The organism is Mycolicibacterium komossense, assembly GCF_025822605.1.
Classification (GTDB): domain Bacteria; phylum Actinomycetota; class Actinomycetes; order Mycobacteriales; family Mycobacteriaceae; genus Mycobacterium; species Mycobacterium komossense.
Map to the genome: position 1 here is coordinate 280,868 of NZ_JACKTY010000020.1, position 18,521 is coordinate 299,388.

Sequence of the window (18,521 nt, forward strand, 5' to 3'; positions counted from 1 at the left end):
TTGTGTTAGTCCGTCGCGTCGGGGAACGCGTTGGCGATCTTGCCGGTGCGCAGGCTGCCGTCCAGATAGGCGGCCCGGCAGGCGCGACGGCCGATCTTGCCGCTGGAGGTCCGGGGGATAGCGCCCGCCGGGGTCAGCAGCACATCACGCACGGTGACGCCATGGCGCACCGCGATCGCCGCCCGAATGTCGTCGGCGATCGGCGCCTGATCGAGCTTGTGCGTGCCGGGGGCCCGCTCGCCGACGATCACCAGCTGTTCGGAGGTGTCGTCGGGATCCCGTGTCAGACCCGAATGGGCGTTCTCGAACACCTCGTCGGGCAGCTGGTTGGCGGGCACGGAGAAGGCGGCGACGAAACCGGTGCGGATCGCCTTGGTCGACTCCTGCGCGGACCACTCCAGATCCTGCGGGTAGTGGTTGCGGCCGTCGATGATGACGAGGTCCTTGACTCGGCCGGTGATGTAGAGCTCGCCTTCGTAGAAGGTGCCGTAGTCGCCGGTGCGCACCCACGTCGCGTCATCGGTGGCGCCTTCGGCATGCGACGGCTCGACCCGCGATTTGAGGATGTTCTTGAACGTCGCGAAGGTCTCGTCAGCCTTGCCCCAGTACCCGCTGCCCATGTTCTGGCCGCTGATCCAGACCTCACCGATCTGACCGTCCGGCAGCTCGGTGGCGGTCTCATGGTCGACGATGGCGGCCCACTCGGCCACCCCGACCTTGCCTGCGCCGGCCTGCGCGACGGCCGTCGGCGCGTCGGCGGGCACCTCCACGAAGCGGCCCTCGTTCAGCGCGGTCCGGTCGACGTGGATGATCTTCGGCTCCACACCCATCGGGGTGGTCGAGACGAACAGGGTGGCCTCGGCCAGTCCGTAGGACGGCTTGATCGCCTTCGGCTGGAACCCGTACGGACCGAACGCGTCGTTGAATTTACGCATCGACGCCGCCGACACGGGCTCGCTGCCGTTGAGGACGGCCTTGACCCTGGACAGGTCCAGTGGCTCGTCGCCGTCCTTGGGTACCCCGCGCGCGGCCGCGTGCTCGAAGGCGAAGTTCGGGGCCACCGACACCACACCGCCGGTGTCGTCAGGTTTGGCCGACATCTCCCGCATCCAACGCTCCGGGCGGCGGACGAAGGCGGCCGGCGTCATGAACACCACGTAGTGGCCGATCATCGGCGGCAACATCACGGTGATCAGGCCCATATCGTGGAAGAACGGCAGCCAGGTCACACCCCGATCGCCCTCCTCGCCTTCCAGCGCCTCGATGACCTGGACGATGTTGGTCGCCATATTGAGGTGGGTGATCTCAACGCCGGTCGGGATGCGAGTCGACCCAGAGGTGTATTGCAGATAGGCAACCGTGTCGACAGTCGCCTCCGGTTCCACCCACGTCGCGCCGACCTCATCGGGGATGGCGTCGACGGCGATGACGCGGGGCCGGTCCTTGGCGGGGCGGCTGCGGAAGAACTTGCGCACGCCTTCGGCGGCTTCCGTCGTGGTCAGGATCGCCGCGGGCCGGCAGTCGTCAAGGACGGCGTGCAGGCGGCCGACGTGACCGGGTTCACTCGGGTCGAACAGGGGAACAGCGATCCGGCCTGCGTACAGGGTGCCGAACATGGCCTTGAGGTACTCGAGGTTCTGCGGGCACAAGATCGCGACGCGATCGCCTGGTGCGGTGACCTGCTGCAGACGGGCGCCGATGGCGCGGTTGCGAACGCTGAATTCGGCCCAGCGCAGATCACGGGCGACACCATCGCGCTCGGTGGAGAAATCCAAGAACCGGTAGGCCAGCTTGTCACCGCGAACCTTGGCCCAGCGCTCTACGTGACGAACAACGCTCGCGCTTTCGGGAAAGGTGATCCGTCCATTCTTGATGAAGGGGTTATGGAACGGCATGCCATCTCCTGTCGAAGCACCTGTCGGGCAGCCTTGGCGGCTCCCTCGACTTCAGCCGCCGGTCACTAGCCCCAAACCTCACAGATGCTACAGAGGCCGAGGTGTTACCCGTCGGATCACCTGTCCGTAACGGCTGACCTATCCGGCTCTTATTTTCCTCTTAATGTTACGGGGCGTCGCGGCGACGGCCAAATCGGGCTTTGTCGAAGGGACTAGCCGTGCTTGGGATGCGGGGCGTTGTCGATCAGGCCCTTCGCCCACCCGACCGACCACACCGTGGCCGGCTGGCCGTCCAGATTCCAGAACTGCGGGGTGTTGTACAGCGCGTGCACGGGTTGCCCGGCACCACCGGCGAGTACTTCGAGCGTCTGGGGCAGCTGGGTGATGCTGAACGCCTCCTGCGGTGAGGCGCAGATCAGGTCGCCGGTCCCGCAGATCTGGTTGGTCCGGTCGTTGAGGGAGCCGAAACCGCCCGGCCGCGGACCCGTCATCGTCAGGCCCAGCGCCGACAGCGTCGGCACTTCCGCCAGCGTGATCTCGGCGCCCTGGCCCGGTGGATTCGGGCCGATATCCTGGCCCACGCCGGTCTGCCTGCGACCGTCGGCGATCAACGTCGTACCGAGGATCAGATCCTGGTCGACAGGACCCCGCCCATTGCCCACGTCGCTAGCAATATCGCCCGCGATGATCGCGCCCTGTGAGAAGCCAAGCAGCACATAGCTTGTCAGCGGGCACTTGTTGTTCATATCGGTCATCGCCTTGACCGTCGTCCTGGTCCCCTCGGCACGGCTGTCGTTGTAGGACATCTGGTTGTCGGCGGAGAACGGGTTATGGAACTGCGCCGTGTAGGGCACGGTGTAGATCTGCACGCGGTCGGCGCCGTACTGGGCGGCCAGCGGCCGGGTCACATTGCCCAGCAGTGACAGCGGGAACTGCGTCGGGTTGAACGGGTCGTCGGTCGGTGAGGACTCCCACGTGCCCGGAATCACCACCATCATGACGTCGGGGCAGCTGGCGTCCTGGAACGCAGGGCGCGGCTTACTGCCCGGTGTGGTGGTGGCCGACGTCGGCGGCAGCGCGGTCGGCGGAATGGCCGTCGGCGACGACTCGGGGCGCCGGACGATCACCACGACGACGGCGACGATCAGAGCGACCACGACGGCCACCGCGGCAGCGGCGACCAGGCCGAGGATGCGGTGGCGGCGACGTTGTGCTGACCGGGACCGGGAGTTCCGGGGTTTCCTACTCATCAGGGGCTGTGTTCTCCAGAGCAGAGTTGTTCGGTGGCAATGCGGATGTACTGGGCGGTCGCATCGCGCACCTGCGCGGCCATGGAGGTCATGGCCGCGGACGGATTCATATCGTGGACATCACCACGAACCAGCGGGAAAACGAAATCCCACACCCCCTGGTCGCTCTGGCCGGCGGCCCGGGCCTGGCAGACGTAGGAACCGATCGACAGAGCCATCAGGTCGTTGGACCGGTGCACCCCGGCGCTGAACAACGCATCGAGATAGGCCCGCTGTTCGGATGTCACGTTGAAGTTGATGGTCCCGGGGCCGCCGGAGGGACCTGCCGGATTGGGCTGACCGGGATCTGCCTGAGCGTTGTCACCGCTGGGCGGCGCGGCGGTGGTCGTCACGTCTTCACCTGACCCACAGCCGCTCAACAGCACGGCAGCCGCGGCCCCGACCAGACACCCCAGAAGCAGGGGCGGTACCGGCGCCCTGCGGGGTAGCCCGCGCAGCGACGATCGGTCCGAGTGCAGCACTCCTTCACGGTACCGGGTCCAATCGCTCGCTCCTCAGCGGAGAAAAGCGCCCCGCATCGGTCGCTCGCCGGCCGCGGTTCGACTGACCCGGTCAGGCGATGGCGGCGGCCAGGTCGCCGGACATCGCGCCCAGCTGCGCCGACCAGGAGCCCCAGTCGTGCTGGCCGCCGGTCGGGAAGTCGAAGTGCCCATTGGAACCGCCGTTGGAGCGGTACGACGTGTAGAACGTTCGGTTGCTGCCCTGGGCCTGATCGCAGTAGCCGATCATCGCCGCCGGATCACTGCAGGTCAGAGTCTGCGGACTGTAGATCCACAACCGGGTGTTGTTATCGACCAGCAGCTGCGAGTGCACGTTCGGGTCATGCCACTTCCACCGGCCGAACTGCGGCGGACCCCACATCAGGTTCGTGTCCACGCCGCCGTACTGCATCATCCCGTCGTGCAGCGCGCCGTTGAGGAAGGTGTTCGACGGATACAGGAACCCCGACATGGACCCGGCGTAGCGGAACCGGTTCGGGTAGAACTCAGCCAGCGTCACCGCCCCGGTGCCGCCCTGAGCGGCACCGACGATCGCATGCCCGCCCGGCGCCAGGCCCTTGTTGGCGGCCAGCCAGTCCGGCAGCTCCGAGGACAGGAACGTCTCCCACTGCTTGGAGCCGTCCTGCTCCCAGTTCGTGTACAGGCTGAAAGCACCGCTGGCCGGGGCGACCACCGAGATGCCTTTGCCGGCGAGGGTGTTCATCGCGTTGCCTGCCGTCACCCAGTTGCTCACGTCCGGACCCGCGTTGAACGCATCCAGCAGGAACACCGCGTGCGGACCGCCGCCCTGGAACGCCACCGGGATATCCCGGCCCATCGCCGCCGACGGCACCTGCAGGTACTCGACTTCGGCCGCCTGCGCGGGAGCCACGGCGACACTCCACATGGTGCCGACCAACAGCACGGTGCACATCATCCGCGCCACGTTCGACAGCAGCCTGTTACTCACCTGGCAGATCCCCTCGCTGGTCTGAATGGTTCGGCCCCGTCCGCAGGTAGTGAATCACATCACGATAAAGAGCCGCTGACGAACAACGGCGGCGCCCCCATCGGGAGGCGCCGCCGTCGTCGTCAAAGCGTCGAGAAGTCCTAGCCGCCGGCCTGCGCCGAGGCGTCGGCAGGAGTCGCAGAAGCCGCAGCTGCTGCGGGATCGAACGGCACCGCACCCAGCACACGCTGCATGTCGGGCTTCATCTGTTGCAGCTGCTGACCCCAGTACGGCCAGTCGTGCACACCGTCTGCCGGGAAGTTGAAGACACCGTTGGTGCCGCCGTTGGCGATGTAGGTGTCCTTGAAGGTCTTGTTGGTACGCAAGGTCAGGCCTTCGAGGAACTTCGCGTTGAACAGGTTGCCCGAGCTCGCGCCCGCGCTGAGATCGGACGGGGTACCGCTACCGCAGTAGATCCAGATCCGGGTGTTGTTGGCGATCAACGTGTTGATGTTGACCAGCGGGTCGTTGCGCTTCCAGGCGTTGCCGTCGGAGCCGGTCGAGCCCCACATGTCGTCGGCCTTGAAGCCGCCGGCGTCACCCATCGAGATGTTGACCAGGAACGGCCACCAGCCCTCGGACAGGTTCAGGAAGCCAGACAACGAGGCGGCGTACTGGAACTGCCCCGGGTGCCAGATCGCCAGCGTCAGAGCGGCCGAACCGGCCATCGAGAGGCCGACAGCAGCGGTCCGGCTGGAGTCGACACCCTTCTGCGACGCCAGGAAGGCGGGCAGCTCGGAGGTCAGGAACGTCTCCCACTTATAGGTGGTGCAACCGGCCTTGCCGCACGCGGGCTTGTACCAATCGCTGTAGAAGCTGGACTGACCGCCGACCGGCATCACCATCGAGATGCCCGAGCCGTAGTACCACTCGAACGCCGCGGTGTTGATGTCCCAGCCGTTGAAGTCGTCCTGCGCACGCAGACCGTCAAGCATGTAGACGGCGGGCGAGTTCGGGCCGCCGCTCTGGAACTGGACCTTGATATCGCGACCCATCCCCGCCGAAGGCACCATCAGGTACTCGACCGGGAGGCCGGGACGGGAGAACGCCCCTGCAGTTGCGGTGTTCCCAGAGACACCGATCAGGCCGGGCAGGACGGCCGCCGCAGCGGCCGCAACCACTAGGCGGCGCCCCCAAACGCCGCGCATTTTCTCGACCAACTTCATAGAGCTACCATTCCCATCATTTGTATGCCGCACGGCAGAGACACAGCTGCGTGCCCGTGTAGTCAACCACAACTTTTGTGATCGTTCGTTTTTCACTTCGTCTCCAAAACGTCACCAACCGGCCCTTAACTACCTGTTCACCGTGGCGATCAGGTCAGGTTTGAGTGCTTGTAACTGCTCACCCCAGTACGCCCAGGAATGGTCACCCGAGGCCGGGAAGGTGAACGTCGCGTTCTTGCCTCCGGCCTGCAGATACCTCTCCTGGAACAGCTTGTTGCTCCCGATCGCGAGCGCTTCGAGGGCTCCGGAGTTGGCGCCGTCGACGGCCTGGTTCGGATCGGCGTCCGGCGCCGGCGGCACCGGATCAGATGTCGGCCCGCCCGGGGCGCAGGAGATCCACAGCCGGGTACCGTTGTTCACGATCGTCTGCACCTGCCGGACGGGGTCGTTGCGCTTCCATGCCGGATCCCACGGCGGTCCCCACATGTTGTCGGCGTTGTAGCCGCCGGCATCGATCATGGCAACCCGGATCGCCTGCGCCATGTCCGGCGCCGACGGGTTCAGGAAGCCGGACAGCGACCCGGCGTAGACGAACTGCGCCGGGTGGTAAGCCGACAGGATCAGCGCGGCCCCGCCCGACATGGACAGCCCGACGACTCCGTTGCCGGTGGGTGACACCTGCTTGTTGGCGGCCAGGAACTGCGGAAGCTCACTGGTGAGAAACGTCTCCCATTTATAGGTATAGGGCTGCTTGTTGAAATTCGACGGTGAATACCAGTCGCTGTAGAAGCTGGACTGGCCGCCGACGGGCATCACGGTGGCGATACCGGAGCCGAAGAACCAGTCGAACGCCGCGGTGTTGACGTCCCAGCCGCTGTAGTCGTCCTGCGCCCGCAGTCCGTCGAGTAGGTAGACAGCCTTGCTGGGGACGGTCGGTGCTCCGGAGGCCAAACCGGGGCTCTGGAACTGCACCTGGATGTTGCGCCCCATCGAGGGCGAGTAGACGCTGAGGTACTCGACGGGCAGACCGTCGTGGGAGAACGCGCCCGCGGTCGGGGTCACCCCGGGCAGCCCGCCGAGGGCGACCAACGCGGGCAGCGTCAGTACCGCGGCGACCGTGGCGGTCAGCCGGCGGGACAGACGTCCCCGCGTAGCGGCCCGCGCGGCCGTGGTGCTCCTCACGTGTACCCAACCATCCGTTCGTTAGTGTCGCGGCTTCTTTTCGGAAGAAGACATCCGTGGCACAGCTCGCGGTTCGGTGCGTGAGTGCACACACCTGACTGGGTATCGCTTCGGCATGTCTGCAGCGTTACCGATCGGAAGCCCCGTCAGCTAACGCTGAGTATCGCTAGGGTCCCGTTGCCGGTAAGCCAGTGTAAGGGGTCTCGGACGGTGCCGGTTCCGGCAGCCCGCAGCGGATCAATTCGTATTCAGGCACCCGATCGATCCGGTATTTGGTGAATTCGTAGGCGTGCAACAGGCTGGACAGGAATCTGCGCGGGGTCACCGGGCCGCGCATAGCCGACAGCAGAGCGTCGGTGGCAGGGCATTTGAGTGCCGCCTCGGCCTCTTTGATCCAGCCCTCGTCCAGATAGGGCGGGACATAAGGATGCTCCTTGAAGAACGGCCCCTCGGCGACGGCCCAGTCCGGGAAGAGGTTCTTGTCGTGGCCGATCCGGCCATCGTCAAGACGGGCCGTATGTGCCGCCAGCGGGTTTGCCAGACCGATCTGGTCGATCACTCTGACATCGAGCCCGACATTCATGCCGAGCATGCCGAGATTGGTGAAAAAGACTGTGTGCGGGCCGATGTAGTGGGTCGGTGCCGGAACACCAGGCGGCGGCAGCGGGGGTGGGTAGGCCGGCACCACATCCCACTGGTCGTAGTTGCCGGACGGCAGCAGCAGCGCCCCGTCGGGGGTGTTGTTCAGCGCGACCAGCACGGCCCGCATCCGGGGGTAGTCCAGGTAGTCGGCGGCGGTCAGCGGATGCGCGTGGCCGGTGGCCTGCGAGTAGAACCGGCGCTCGTCGACGATCCCGGAATAGCTCACCTTGGTGCCGTCGGACCCCAGTCCCGGGGAGTTGGCCGCCCAGACCGACCAGCCGGCGATCGCCACCCACAGCGCCGCCGTCGCGCCGGCCAGGACGTAGCCGGTCCTACGGGAGAATCGCGTTCCGTCGGGCGCCAAGATGGGGATGACGGCCACCGGCGCAAGCATGCAAAACACGGGTGCCAGCAAAACCCGGCCGTGCATAAAGTCCCCGCCCTGGCGGATCCAGTAAATGCCCTGGAGCAGCCCACTGACGACGAAGAAAATTACGATGGCGGGCGGGCTCTGGATGGTCCGGGCAAGCCTGCCGCGGCCAGTCGGTACGCCATGGTGCAGCCACCACGGGCGCGCCCGCGTCGCGACCAGGACCAGTCCGAGACCGACCAGCAGAGCCGCCGGGACCCACAGCAGATACGGGGCGTTGAAATTGGTCAGATAGATCATGCCCTGCGACCACTTCGCGCCCGTAGCATCTTTGGCGACGGCCGTACCCGGCACGATCAGGCCGTAGTAGCCCATCCGGAAAATCTGATAGCCCACCGGCAGCAGTCCGCCGGCCACCACGATCAGCACCCGTCTGCGCCAGCCGCGTGCTGCGATCAGCATCATCACCAGCGCCAGGCCGCCGATCAGGGCGAGTTCGGGGCGAACCAGGACGCTCAGTCCGGCGACGAAGGCGAGCGCGGCAGTGAACCAGCGCCCGACGCCGTGGGCATCGGCGGTTGTGCCCCTGCGGATTTCGTCGATGCGCGGACCCTGCGACCAGCAGACCAGCATCCACCACAGCAGGCCGAGGTAGGCGCACACCAGGCCGTTCTCCAGGCCCGACGTCGCGAAATCCCGGGCCGGTGGAATCGCGATGTAGACCAGGGCGCCGGCCGGGAGCAGCAGCGCACGCCTGCCCTGCAGGCTGGGTGCGTACAGCCGGGCGGCGCCGAGCATCAGCAGGATGATGCCAATGACGCTGAGACTCAGCGCCAGGACGAGAACCACGTACTCCAGCCGAGCCGGGCCGCCCACCCAGCCGCCGAGATAGGCCAGGTAGCTCCATACCGTCGAGGTGTTGGCCTCGACCCGCTCGCCCTTGTTGAACACCGGGCCGTTTCCGGCCAGCAGATTGCGCACCGTGCGCAGCACGATGAGGCCGTCGTCGGCGATCCACCGTCGCTGCCAGGCACCCCACCCGAACAGCGCCCCGACCACGATCACGCCGAGCCACAGGCTCAGCCGCGCCGACAGAGAGAACGGGAACGCCGGCCCCAACGCCGACGACCGCGGACGACGAGGGGGCGGCCCGGCCGCCGGCGTGGGTGGGCCGGGCGGCTGGCCACTGACGGGCGCACGGCGGATCACCGGCGCGGTCGGGCCGGACTTGGGAATTACCCCAGTGGGCAGGTCAGCCGAAGTAGACCGCGGCACCGACGGTTCCCAGCAGAACGACTCCCAGCAGCTGCAACACCCGGTCCCGCAGGACGATCTCCTCGGGTTCACCGGCCAGGCCGCCGTCGATGTCGACGGCGTAGCGCAGGATCGCGATGGTGAAGGGCACGATCGTCACCGCCCACCACGAGCCGCCGGCGTCGTCGCGCTCGAACGCAAACAGGCTGTAGCAGATGACCACCGCCGTGGCCGACAACGTCCAGACGAACCGCAGGTAGCTGCTGGTATAGCTCTCCAGCGATTTGCGGATCTTGGCGCCGGTGCGCTCGGCGAGCTGGAGTTCGGCATAGCGCTTGCCCGCCGCCATGAACAGCGCTCCGAAGGCCATCACCAACAGGAACCATTGCGACAGCGGGATATTCGCCGCGACACCGCCGGCGATCGCGCGGATCAGGAAGCCGGAGGAGACGATGCAGATGTCGAGCACGGCCTGGTGCTTGAGGCCGAAGCAGTAGGCCAACTGGATCGCGATGTAGATCGCCATCACCACAGTGAGGTTGGGGGTGACGAACCAGGAAATCGCCAGCGATGCCACGCCGAGCACAACGGCCAGCACGTAGGCCAGCGACTCCGGCACGACACCGGCCGCGATGGGCCGGTACCGCTTCGTCGGGTGCGCCCGGTCGGCTTCGACGTCGCGGGCGTCGTTGATCAGGTACACACACGACGCGGCCAGACAGAACACCACGAACGCGATGCTGACCTTGAGCAGGACCTGGCCGTAGTCGTAGCCGATGTCGCTGCCCAGCGCGGCCAGTGGCGCGGCGAAGACCAGCAGGTTCTTCACCCACTGTCGTGGGCGCAGCGCCTTGATGATGCCGACCGGCAGATTCTTCGGGGGCCCGAGGACCGGCGCCGCTTCCTCACTCACTCAAGGCTCCTTTGTCACGGGCGACCGTCATCAGTGTCCTACGCCCCGGCCGCCAACCCGGGAGGCGAGCGCCGCGATTCCCTTCGCGACCACCGCGCCGACCACCACACCGGCAGCGACGTCACTGGGATAGTGCACGCCGAGCACCATTCGTGACAACGCCATGGGCGGGACCAGCACGACCGGCAGCGGCCGTCCGGTGGCCTGTCCGATCAGAATCGCCGCTGCGGTGGTCGAGGTGGCGTGCGCCGACGGGAAGCTGAGCTTGCTCGGTACTCCGACGTTGACGATGACCGCCGGATCATGCGGACGGGGCCTGCGGACGACTCGCTTGATCAGCACGGCAGCAGCGTGCGCCGTGAAGGTTCCAACCCCGGCCACGATCCACTGCCTGCGCCGGTGCGGCTGCCGCAGGGCGCCGAGCGCGGACACGGCTAGCCAGCCGAGGCTGTGCTCGCCGAAGTACGACATCGCGCGGGCGACCGGCAGTACGCCGGGCCTGCCGACCAGAGCTGACTGCACCGAGACCAGCAGCGCGACTTCACCGCCGGGCGAACCCGGCTCAGGCATTGGTGCGATCCGACGATTCCAGCAGCACGGTTTCCCACTTCTGCTGGCTGCTCAGCACCGGTAGCGCGCCCCGGTAGACCTTGCGCATCCGGTTGAACTTACGGACCAGCAGAGCCTGGCGTTTCAGCGATTCGCGCAGCAGCTCGAACATCTTGGTCCGGTCACGCTGGCGGAACACCACGCCACGGCCATCGGCAGTGGTCACCGTGACACCGTCGACCCGCGACAGGGAGAACCACCGCGCGTCCTGGGTGGCGACGTTGATCTGCGGGCGCTGGTGGTGCGCGGGATCGTGCGCCGTGAGCTGGTGCAGGACGCCGCGGCCAAGGCGCCACGAGATCGCCAGCGGCCCGACGGGGATCGAGACCTTCTTGCGCCAGCGCTTGTCCGACGGAGCCGGGAGCGCGGTCGCACTGGGCAGCACCACTGCGTCGGGGAACTGGGAGCGCATCTTGCGCACCTCTGGCAGTGCGGACTCCAGGATCGAAAAGATGTGCTCAGGCCCAGCGAGGAAGTCATCCATCGCCCGGTTCTGGATGGCAACTGTCGAATACTCAAGGCAGAGAAGGTGTTTGATCGTCGCCTTGAGATGGCTGGCGACCAGGCCGGTGGCACTGCTGTCCCAGTGCAAGGCGGCCACCACCAGCCGGTTGCGCAGATGGAAGTACGCCTGCCAGTCGATGGCGTCGTCCTTGTCGCTCCACGCCATATGCCAGATCGCCGCGCCCGGCAGGGTGACGGTCGGGTAGCCGCGCTCCCCGGCCCGCAGCCCGTACTCGACGTCGTCCCACTTGATGAACAACGGCACCGGCTGGCCGAGCTCCTCGGCGACCTGCCGCGGGATCATGCACATCCACCAGCCGTTGAAGTCGACGTCGATCCGGCGGTGCAGCAGCCGGCTGCGCTCGTGTTCTTCGTCGTTGAGCGGGTACTTCGCGAAGTTGTGGTCGTACTCGGTGTTGACGGCGCCGCTCCACATGAAGTTCGCCTGGTTGACCATCTCGCCCATGACATGCAGATGCGACGGCTCCTGCAGATTGAGCATCTGACCGCCGACGAGCGTCGGCACCTTCGCGAACCGGTTCAGCGCCAGCGCCCGCAGGATCGAGTCGGGCTCGACGCGGATGTCGTCATCCATGAACAGGATCTGGTCACAGTCGGTGTTCTTCAGCGCCTCGTACATCACCCGGCTGTAGCCGCCGGAGCCGCCGAGGTTGGGCTGGTTGTGAATAGTGAGCCGGTCGCCCAGCGCTGCGGCCGCCGCGGCGAACCCGGGATTGTCCTTGGCCTTGCTGGTGCCCTGGTCCGAGACGATCACCGCGGTGATCACTTCGTCGACCAGCGGATCCGAGGTCAGGGCCGCCAACGCGTTGACGGCGTCCGACGGCCGGTTGAAGGTGGGAATCCCGACGGCGACGTTGGCCCGGCCGGGCGCGGGGATCGGCGCGTACCAGCCGGCACTGTGCACGGTCACCTGGGTGTCGGTGGTGATGTCGAACCAAATCCAGCCGCCGTCCTCGAACGGGTCGAGGCCGATCTCGAACTCCGTGACAGCGGGGGTGTTCTGGTCGATGCTCGACGCCTCGGTACCGCCCACCGTGATCCGGGCGCCGGTGGCCTTGGAGCGGTAGACGTCGATGCGGGCGCTGCCGGTCAGCTCGACGCGCAGCACCACCGATTCGAGGATCGACCAGCGCCGCCAATAGCTGGCCGGGAACGCGTTGAAGTAGGTCGCGAAGGACACCTCGGACTCGGCGCCGATCTCGAGTGTGGTGCGCGTCGGCGGGTGCGCGCGGCGGGCGTTGGTCTCCGATTCCTCTATATAGAGCTTGCGGACGTCCAGCGGTTCACCCGGTCGCGGCAGGATGATGCGGGACAGCAGGCTGACGGCGCGGGTTTCGCTGGCGTCGAGGGCGCCGGATGGGATGTCACTCATCATGTGCTGCTTTCTTCGAGCGGCGCACCGTCGCGCAGGTGCGGCGCCAGCGTGTTGTCGAACATGTTCAGTGCACTGGCAATCGCCATGTGCATGTCGAGGTACTGATAGGTGCCCAGCCGTCCGCCGAACAGCACCTTCGCCGACGCGGCTTCGGCCTTGGCCAGTTCGCGGTAGGCGATGACCATGGCTCGGTCCTCTGGGGTGTTGATCGGGTAGTAGGGCTCGTCGTCGTCCTTCGCGAACCGCCCGTACTCACGCATGATGACGGTCTTGTCAGTCGGGTAGGCCCGTTCGGGGTGGAAGTGCCGGAACTCGTGGATCCGGGTGTAGGGCACGTCGGCGTCGTTGTAGTTCATGACGGGTGTGCCCTGAAAGTCACCGCAGTCACTCAGGACCTCGGTCTCGAAGTCGAGCGTGCGCCAGCCGAGTCGGCCGGCCGAGTAGTCGAAGTAACGGTCCAGCGGGCCGGTGTACACCACGGGGGCGTCGGGACTGGCCGCGCGAACTTCGTCGCGCACGTCGAACCAGTCCGTGTCCAACCGCACCTCGATGCGAGAGTCTGCGGCCATGTTCTCCAGCCAGGCGGTGTACCCGTCGACGGGCAGACCCTCGTACGTGTCGTTGAAGTAGCGGTTGTCGAACGTGTAGCGCACGGGCAGTCGGGTGATGTTCGCGGCAGGCAGGTCCTGCGGGTCGGTCTCCCACTGCTTGGCGGTGTAGTGCTTCACGAACGCCTCATACAGCGGGCGCCCGATCAGGCTGATCGCCTTCTCCTCGAAGTTCTGCGCTTGCGCGCTGTTGAACTCGGCGGCCTGCTCGGCGATCAAGGCCCGGGCTTCGTCCGGCGTGAAGTACCTCCCGAAGAACTGGGACACCAAGCCAAGGCCCAACGGGAACTGATAGGACTGGCCGTTGTGCATCGCGAAGACGCGGTGCTGGTAGCCGGTGAATTCAGTGAACTGACGGACGTAGTCCCACACCCGCTTATTGGAGGTGTGGAACAGGTGGGCGCCGTATTTGTGGATCTCGATGCCGGTCTGCGGTTCAGGCTCGGAGTAGGCATTGCCGCCGATATGCGGTCGCCGGTCCAGCACGAGAACGCGCTTGCCGAGCTGTGTGGCGGCGCGCTCAGCGATCGTCAAGCCGAAGAATCCGGACCCGACGATGATCAGGTCAAAACGGCCGGCGGGCTGGAGCGCAGCGACCCGGGGAGTAGGTGAAGTCATCGGCAGCTAGGGTATCCGACCCGGTGGCCGGACCCTCCTCGCAGAGCCTCTAGTGGATCAAGGTCGCGATTCCCTCACGATTCGGTCTCGTACCTCTAGACACACCAGTCACACCCGTACCATCGGACACGTACCTATCTCCACATAGCCATCCATCACACGTAGTCAGATATTGAGGAGACTTCCGTGCCTAACCGACGGAGACGCAAGCTCTCGACAGCCATGAGCGCAGTCGCCGCCCTGGCAGTCGCAAGTCCATTTGCCGTGGTCGCTGTGTCTGAGCTGGCCGCAGACGCCAAGCCCGCACCACAGAGCGTCGATTTCACCCAGGCGGCGGTGGTCACCGACCTGCCCAACGAGCTGTTGTCCGCACTCTCGCAGGGCCTGTCGCAGTTCGGCGTCAGCCTGCCGCCACTGCCGACCGGCCTGAGCCCGGCCGGTGCGCAGCCGATCAGCGCGGGACCGGCCCTGACCACACCGGGGCTGGGTGTGCCCGGCCTGACCAATCCGGCGTTGGCCGCCCCTGGGCTGAACAGCCCCGGCCTGACCAGCCCTGGCCTGACGACACCCGGTCTGACCACGCCCGGCCTGACGACGCCCGGCCTGACCAATCCGGCGCTCACCAATCCGGCGCTGACGCTGCCTAGCGCGACGACACCCGGTCTGACCACGCCCGGCCTGACCACACCCGGCCTGACCACACCCGGTCTGACCACACCCGGCCTCACGACACCCGGCCTCACCACACCCGGCCTCACCACACCCGGCCTCACGACACCCGGCCTCACCACACCCGGCCTCACGACGCCCGACCTGACGGTTCCCGGCGCAGTGGGCACCACCCCGGGCCTCGGACTCGGGTTAGCGAACGAACAGCCGATCAGCTCCCCGACCGGCCTGGACCCGATGGCGGGCACCTATCCGATCCTCGGCGATCCGTCACTGGGGCTGGGCACACCTGCGCCGGCCTCCGGCGGCATCGTCAGCGATCTCAGCAGCGCTGCTCAGCAGCTCGGCGCGGGCCAGGCGATCGACCTGCTCAAGGGCGTGCTGATGCCCTCGATCATGGGCGCCATCCAATCAGCGGCACCTGCGGCCGCCGCGGCGGCACCTGCCGCGCCGGCTGCGGCCGGGTAAGACCTGCTACAAGACGGCACCGCAGGGTGGGCTGATCCCCGTCCCCCCTCGCGATCGAGCCCAACCGCCCTGCGGTGCCGTTGCAGGTTTCACTTTCTTCACATCCGTATCGTGTCGAAACACTGGCATCAACTGACACATACGTAACATCAGCCCGTGCCGTTCGGTCCGATTGCGCGATTCCGTCGCGGGATTCGTCCCCAGCCCCAGCCCCAGCGCCGGAGCAGGGGGCGTTCGCGCCCGACGCCGACGATCCTTCTGACCGCGATCGCGGCAACCGTCGTTCTACTGCCGTGGGCACTGGAGGGCACACCCCCCGACGCCGACCATCCCCGCGCCGCGGACACCCGACTGGCCGAACAACCGCTGACCGGACTGGGCGGCGGAGTCACGCTTCGCGAGGTCTCCCAGCAGACCCCGTTCTCGATGGTCGCCCTGACCGGTGACGATCTGACCGGCACGTCGGCACGGATCCGCGCCAAACGCAGCGACGGCAGCTGGGGACCCTGGTACGAAGCCGAGACCGTCGAGTCCAATGGCGACGACGACGGGCCCGGCGCGGCCCACGGCCCGAAAGGCACCGAGCCGGTATTCGTCGGCATCACGACGGCAGTGCAGATCGCGGTCACCCGCCCGACCGGCGCGCCCGTCACCGTCGCACCACCGACCGGTGGCCAGCCGGACAAGTTGGGTTACGTCCCCGCGACCACCGAACGATCGCTCGCACAAAATCTCTCGGCCGTGCTCATCACACCGCCCAAGGCGCCCGTCGACGTACAGTGGCAGCCTCCCAGCGGGGTGTTGGCCCCCGGGCAGGCGCCCAACATCATCTCGCGCGCCCAGTGGGGTGCCGACGAGTCGATGAAATGCGGTAACCCGGTTTATGACGACGGCGTCAAGGCCGCGATCGTGCACCACACGGCGGGCAGCAACGACTACGCGCCGGAGGATTCCGCGGCCATCGTCCGGGCGATCTACGCCTACCACACCAGAACACTGGGCTGGTGCGACATCGCCTACAACGCCCTGGTGGACAAGTACGGACAGGTTTTCGAGGGCCGTGCCGGCGGGATCGACCGCCCGGTCGAGGGATCACACACCGGCGGGTTCAACTGGGACACCTGGGGTGTGGCCATGCTCGGCAATTTCGATGACGTCCGACCGACCGATATCCAGCTGCGCACCGTCGGGCGCCTGATCGGGTGGCGGCTCGGGCTGGATCACGTCGACCCGCTGGGCACCGTCGTACTGACGTCGGCTGGCACGATCTACACGCACTTCCCGCGCGGCACCACCCCGACCCTTCCGACGATCTTCACCCATCGCGACGTCGGCAACACGGACTGCCCCGGCGCCCAGGCCTACGCAGCGATGCCCGAAATCCGGGAGATCGCAGCACGTTTCAACGAGCCACCGAAACCGCTCACCCTCGAGGACCGGTTGCGAGGTGGCGCCATCTACGCCAAATGGCAGGCCCTCGGCGCCGGAAACAGTCCGCTCGGCGCGCCCCGCGCACCCGAAGCGGCCACTGACAGCGACACCCGCTACGTGACCTTCGACCACGGAGCCATCTACTGGTCGCCCGGTAGTGGCGCCGAACCGGTCACCGGCTCGATCTACGACGCGTGGGCCTCCCTGGGCTACGAGCGCGGGCTGCTCGGCCTGCCGACCAGCGGCGAGATCCAAGAGCCGCAGTGGGTGGTGCAGAACTTCCAGCACGGCACGCTGAACTTCGATCGCGAGACCGGCATGGTGACCAGGGTGGTTGACGGCGTCGCGCAGGAACTGCCGCCACCGCCGCCGAACGGGCCCCCCATCCAGTTGGAGCGCTTCACGCCGATCGACAAGGCCGCCTGACCCTCAGAAGCGCTTACCACCACCAGCGTTCGAGCACCCGGGCCAGCCCGTCGTCGCTGTTGGGTGCGGTCACCTCGTCGGCCGCCGCCACCGCATCAGGATGGGCATTGCCCATCGCCACACCGTGCCCCGCCCAGCGCAGCATCGGCACATCGTTGGGCATATCGCCGAACGCGATGACGTCGGCCGCGGTGATCCCCAGCGGATCCGCGACCTCCGCGATGCCCGTCGCCTTGCTGATACCCCGCGGCACGATCTCGATCAGGCCGTTGTTGGTGCTGTAGGTGATATCGCCATGGGCCCCCAGGTGCTTGGCCAGTTCCGCCGCCATCGTTGAACTGGCGGCGCCGGCCTTGCGGACCAACAGTTTCACCGCGGGGGCCGACAGCAGATCCTCGATCGACACCTCGGTGTTGTCCGGGTTGAGCCACGCATGCTCATAACCCGGGGAGCTGACGAACTGCGGGGTGGCGGAGTCGTGAGCGCTGCGCCCGACGCGCTCGACGGCCAGGCCGGCGCCGGGAATGGCGCGCGTCGCGATATCGGCCAGTGCGGCAAGCGCTTCCGTGGACAGTGTCCGGGCTGAGATGATCCGATCGGTGGCCGGATCGTAGAGTACGGCGCCGTTGGCGCAGACCGCCATCGGCGCCAACCCCAATGCGTCGACGATCGGTTTGATCCAGCGCGGCGGCCGGCCCGTGGCCAAGACGAACTGGGCGCCGGAGGCCACCGCCGCCCGGACGGCGTCGCGGGTGCGCGGTGTGACCACCTCGTCCTCGTCGAGCAGGGTGCCGTCGACATCGCTGGCGATCAACGCGGGCAATGTCACCTGTTCTCCATTCGTCGACGCGCCCGCTCGGCCAGTTCGGCCTCGTCGAGCGCCCTCGCTTCCACCGGGCTCGGGGCACCGCCGCCGAGCCGTTTCGGCACCCAGTACGCCCCCTCGGGATGCGGGTACTGCGACTGGACCCGGTCCAGCACTGCCGTCATCTCCGCGCGCATGGCGGCGGCCACCTGCTCGGCGGTACCCGTCGGCACGATCTGCGCGCCGACCGCGACGGCGATCGGGGTTTTGTTGCGGCCCAGGCTCTTCGGATGATCCTTGGTCCAAATGCGCTGGGCGCCCCAGACGATCAGCGGGATGATCGGCACCTGCGCCTCGAGCGCCATCCTGGCCGCACCCGACTTGAATTCCTTGAGCTCGAAGCTGCGGCTGATGGTCGCCTCCGGGTAGACCCCGACGATCTCGCCGTCGCGCAACTCGGTCACCGCCATGGCGTACGAATCGGCTCCCGCGGACCGGTCCACCGGGATGGTCTTCGAATGCCGGATCAGAAAGTTGACCGGTGCGATCTTCTGCATCTCGGACTTGATCATGAACCGCATCCGGCGGCCGCGCTGTTTGGCGGCGAGTGCGGCCGGGACGAAGTCGACGTAACTGGTGTGGTTGATCGCGATCACCGCGCCGCCGATACGCGGAATGGTGTCCAGCCCGTGGAAGGTGATCGCGGTCCCGGTGGCTTTGACGGCCACCCCGGCTGCGATCTCCAAGGTGCGGAAAACCGGTTCCAT

General features: G+C 67.0%; 15 protein-coding genes. 2 read left to right on the forward strand and 13 right to left on the reverse strand.

Annotated features, from left to right (window positions below; all coding sequences use genetic code 11):
• Positions 1 to 5: 5 nt before the first annotated feature.
• The 11 genes from fadD32 to glf form a co-directional block, all read right to left on the reverse strand.
• Positions 6 to 1,895, reverse strand: a complete 1,890-nt coding sequence (gene fadD32, locus H7J73_RS08970; protein WP_264066972.1) for a long-chain-fatty-acid--AMP ligase FadD32 — start codon at positions 1,893 to 1,895, stop codon at positions 6 to 8.
• Positions 1,896 to 2,107: 212 nt separating this feature from the next.
• Positions 2,108 to 3,145, reverse strand: a complete 1,038-nt coding sequence (gene culp6 / locus H7J73_RS08975) for a carboxylesterase Culp6 (protein ID WP_264066973.1) — start codon at positions 3,143 to 3,145, stop codon at positions 2,108 to 2,110.
• Complete coding sequence (locus tag H7J73_RS08980) at positions 3,145 to 3,666, reverse strand: DUF732 domain-containing protein (RefSeq protein WP_264066974.1); 522 nt, start codon at positions 3,664 to 3,666, stop codon at positions 3,145 to 3,147. The genes culp6 and H7J73_RS08980 overlap by 1 nt, the downstream gene beginning before the upstream one ends.
• Positions 3,667 to 3,757: 91 nt before the next feature.
• Positions 3,758 to 4,621 (reverse strand): alpha/beta hydrolase-fold protein, encoded by an 864-nt coding sequence (locus H7J73_RS08985; RefSeq protein ID WP_435405457.1) that lies wholly within the window; start codon positions 4,619 to 4,621, stop codon positions 3,758 to 3,760.
• A 173-nt stretch (positions 4,622 to 4,794) separates the two neighbouring features.
• Positions 4,795 to 5,859, reverse strand: coding sequence for an esterase family protein (locus H7J73_RS08990; protein ID WP_264066975.1), 1,065 nt, complete (start codon positions 5,857 to 5,859; stop codon positions 4,795 to 4,797).
• Between the two features lie 129 nt (positions 5,860 to 5,988).
• On the reverse strand, positions 5,989 to 6,963 hold the full coding sequence (locus tag H7J73_RS08995; RefSeq protein WP_276031083.1) for an alpha/beta hydrolase: 975 nt from the start codon (positions 6,961 to 6,963) through the stop codon (positions 5,989 to 5,991).
• A gap of 244 nt (positions 6,964 to 7,207) precedes the next feature.
• Entirely contained in the window at positions 7,208 to 9,172 is a 1,965-nt protein-coding gene (gene aftB / locus H7J73_RS09000) for a terminal beta-(1->2)-arabinofuranosyltransferase (RefSeq protein WP_264067111.1), read from the reverse strand.
• 133 nt (positions 9,173 to 9,305) lie between these two features.
• The gene (locus H7J73_RS09005) at positions 9,306 to 10,220 is read right to left on the reverse strand and encodes a decaprenyl-phosphate phosphoribosyltransferase (protein WP_264066976.1); all 915 of its coding nucleotides are present in this window, start codon (positions 10,218 to 10,220) and stop codon (positions 9,306 to 9,308) included.
• Positions 10,221 to 10,250: 30 nt separating this feature from the next.
• Positions 10,251 to 10,790, reverse strand: coding sequence for a phosphatase PAP2 family protein (locus H7J73_RS09010; protein WP_264066977.1), 540 nt, complete (start codon positions 10,788 to 10,790; stop codon positions 10,251 to 10,253).
• On the reverse strand, positions 10,783 to 12,726 hold the full coding sequence (locus H7J73_RS09015; protein ID WP_264066978.1) for a glycosyltransferase: 1,944 nt from the start codon (positions 12,724 to 12,726) through the stop codon (positions 10,783 to 10,785). The genes H7J73_RS09010 and H7J73_RS09015 overlap by 8 nt, the downstream gene beginning before the upstream one ends.
• Positions 12,726 to 13,955, reverse strand: coding sequence for a UDP-galactopyranose mutase (gene glf, locus H7J73_RS09020; protein WP_264066979.1), 1,230 nt, complete (start codon positions 13,953 to 13,955; stop codon positions 12,726 to 12,728). Before glf ends, H7J73_RS09015 begins: the two co-directional genes overlap by 1 nt.
• A gap of 186 nt (positions 13,956 to 14,141) precedes the next feature.
• Between glf and H7J73_RS09025 the strand changes: the two genes are divergently transcribed.
• The gene (locus H7J73_RS09025; protein ID WP_264066980.1) at positions 14,142 to 15,092 is read left to right on the forward strand and encodes a hypothetical protein; all 951 of its coding nucleotides are present in this window, start codon (positions 14,142 to 14,144) and stop codon (positions 15,090 to 15,092) included.
• A gap of 258 nt (positions 15,093 to 15,350) precedes the next feature.
• Positions 15,351 to 16,949, forward strand: a complete 1,599-nt coding sequence (locus H7J73_RS09030) for an N-acetylmuramoyl-L-alanine amidase (protein ID WP_264067112.1) — start codon at positions 15,351 to 15,353, stop codon at positions 16,947 to 16,949.
• Positions 16,950 to 16,962: 13 nt separating this feature from the next.
• Here the strand turns inward: H7J73_RS09030 and H7J73_RS09035 are convergent, their stop codons facing one another.
• Together H7J73_RS09035 and H7J73_RS09040 are read right to left on the reverse strand one after the other, a co-directional pair.
• A complete protein-coding gene (locus H7J73_RS09035) occupies positions 16,963 to 17,778 on the reverse strand; it encodes an HAD family hydrolase (protein WP_264066981.1) in 816 nt (271 codons plus the stop codon).
• Positions 17,775 to 18,521, reverse strand: a complete 747-nt coding sequence (locus tag H7J73_RS09040) for a lysophospholipid acyltransferase family protein (protein WP_264066982.1) — start codon at positions 18,519 to 18,521, stop codon at positions 17,775 to 17,777. The genes H7J73_RS09035 and H7J73_RS09040 overlap by 4 nt, the downstream gene beginning before the upstream one ends.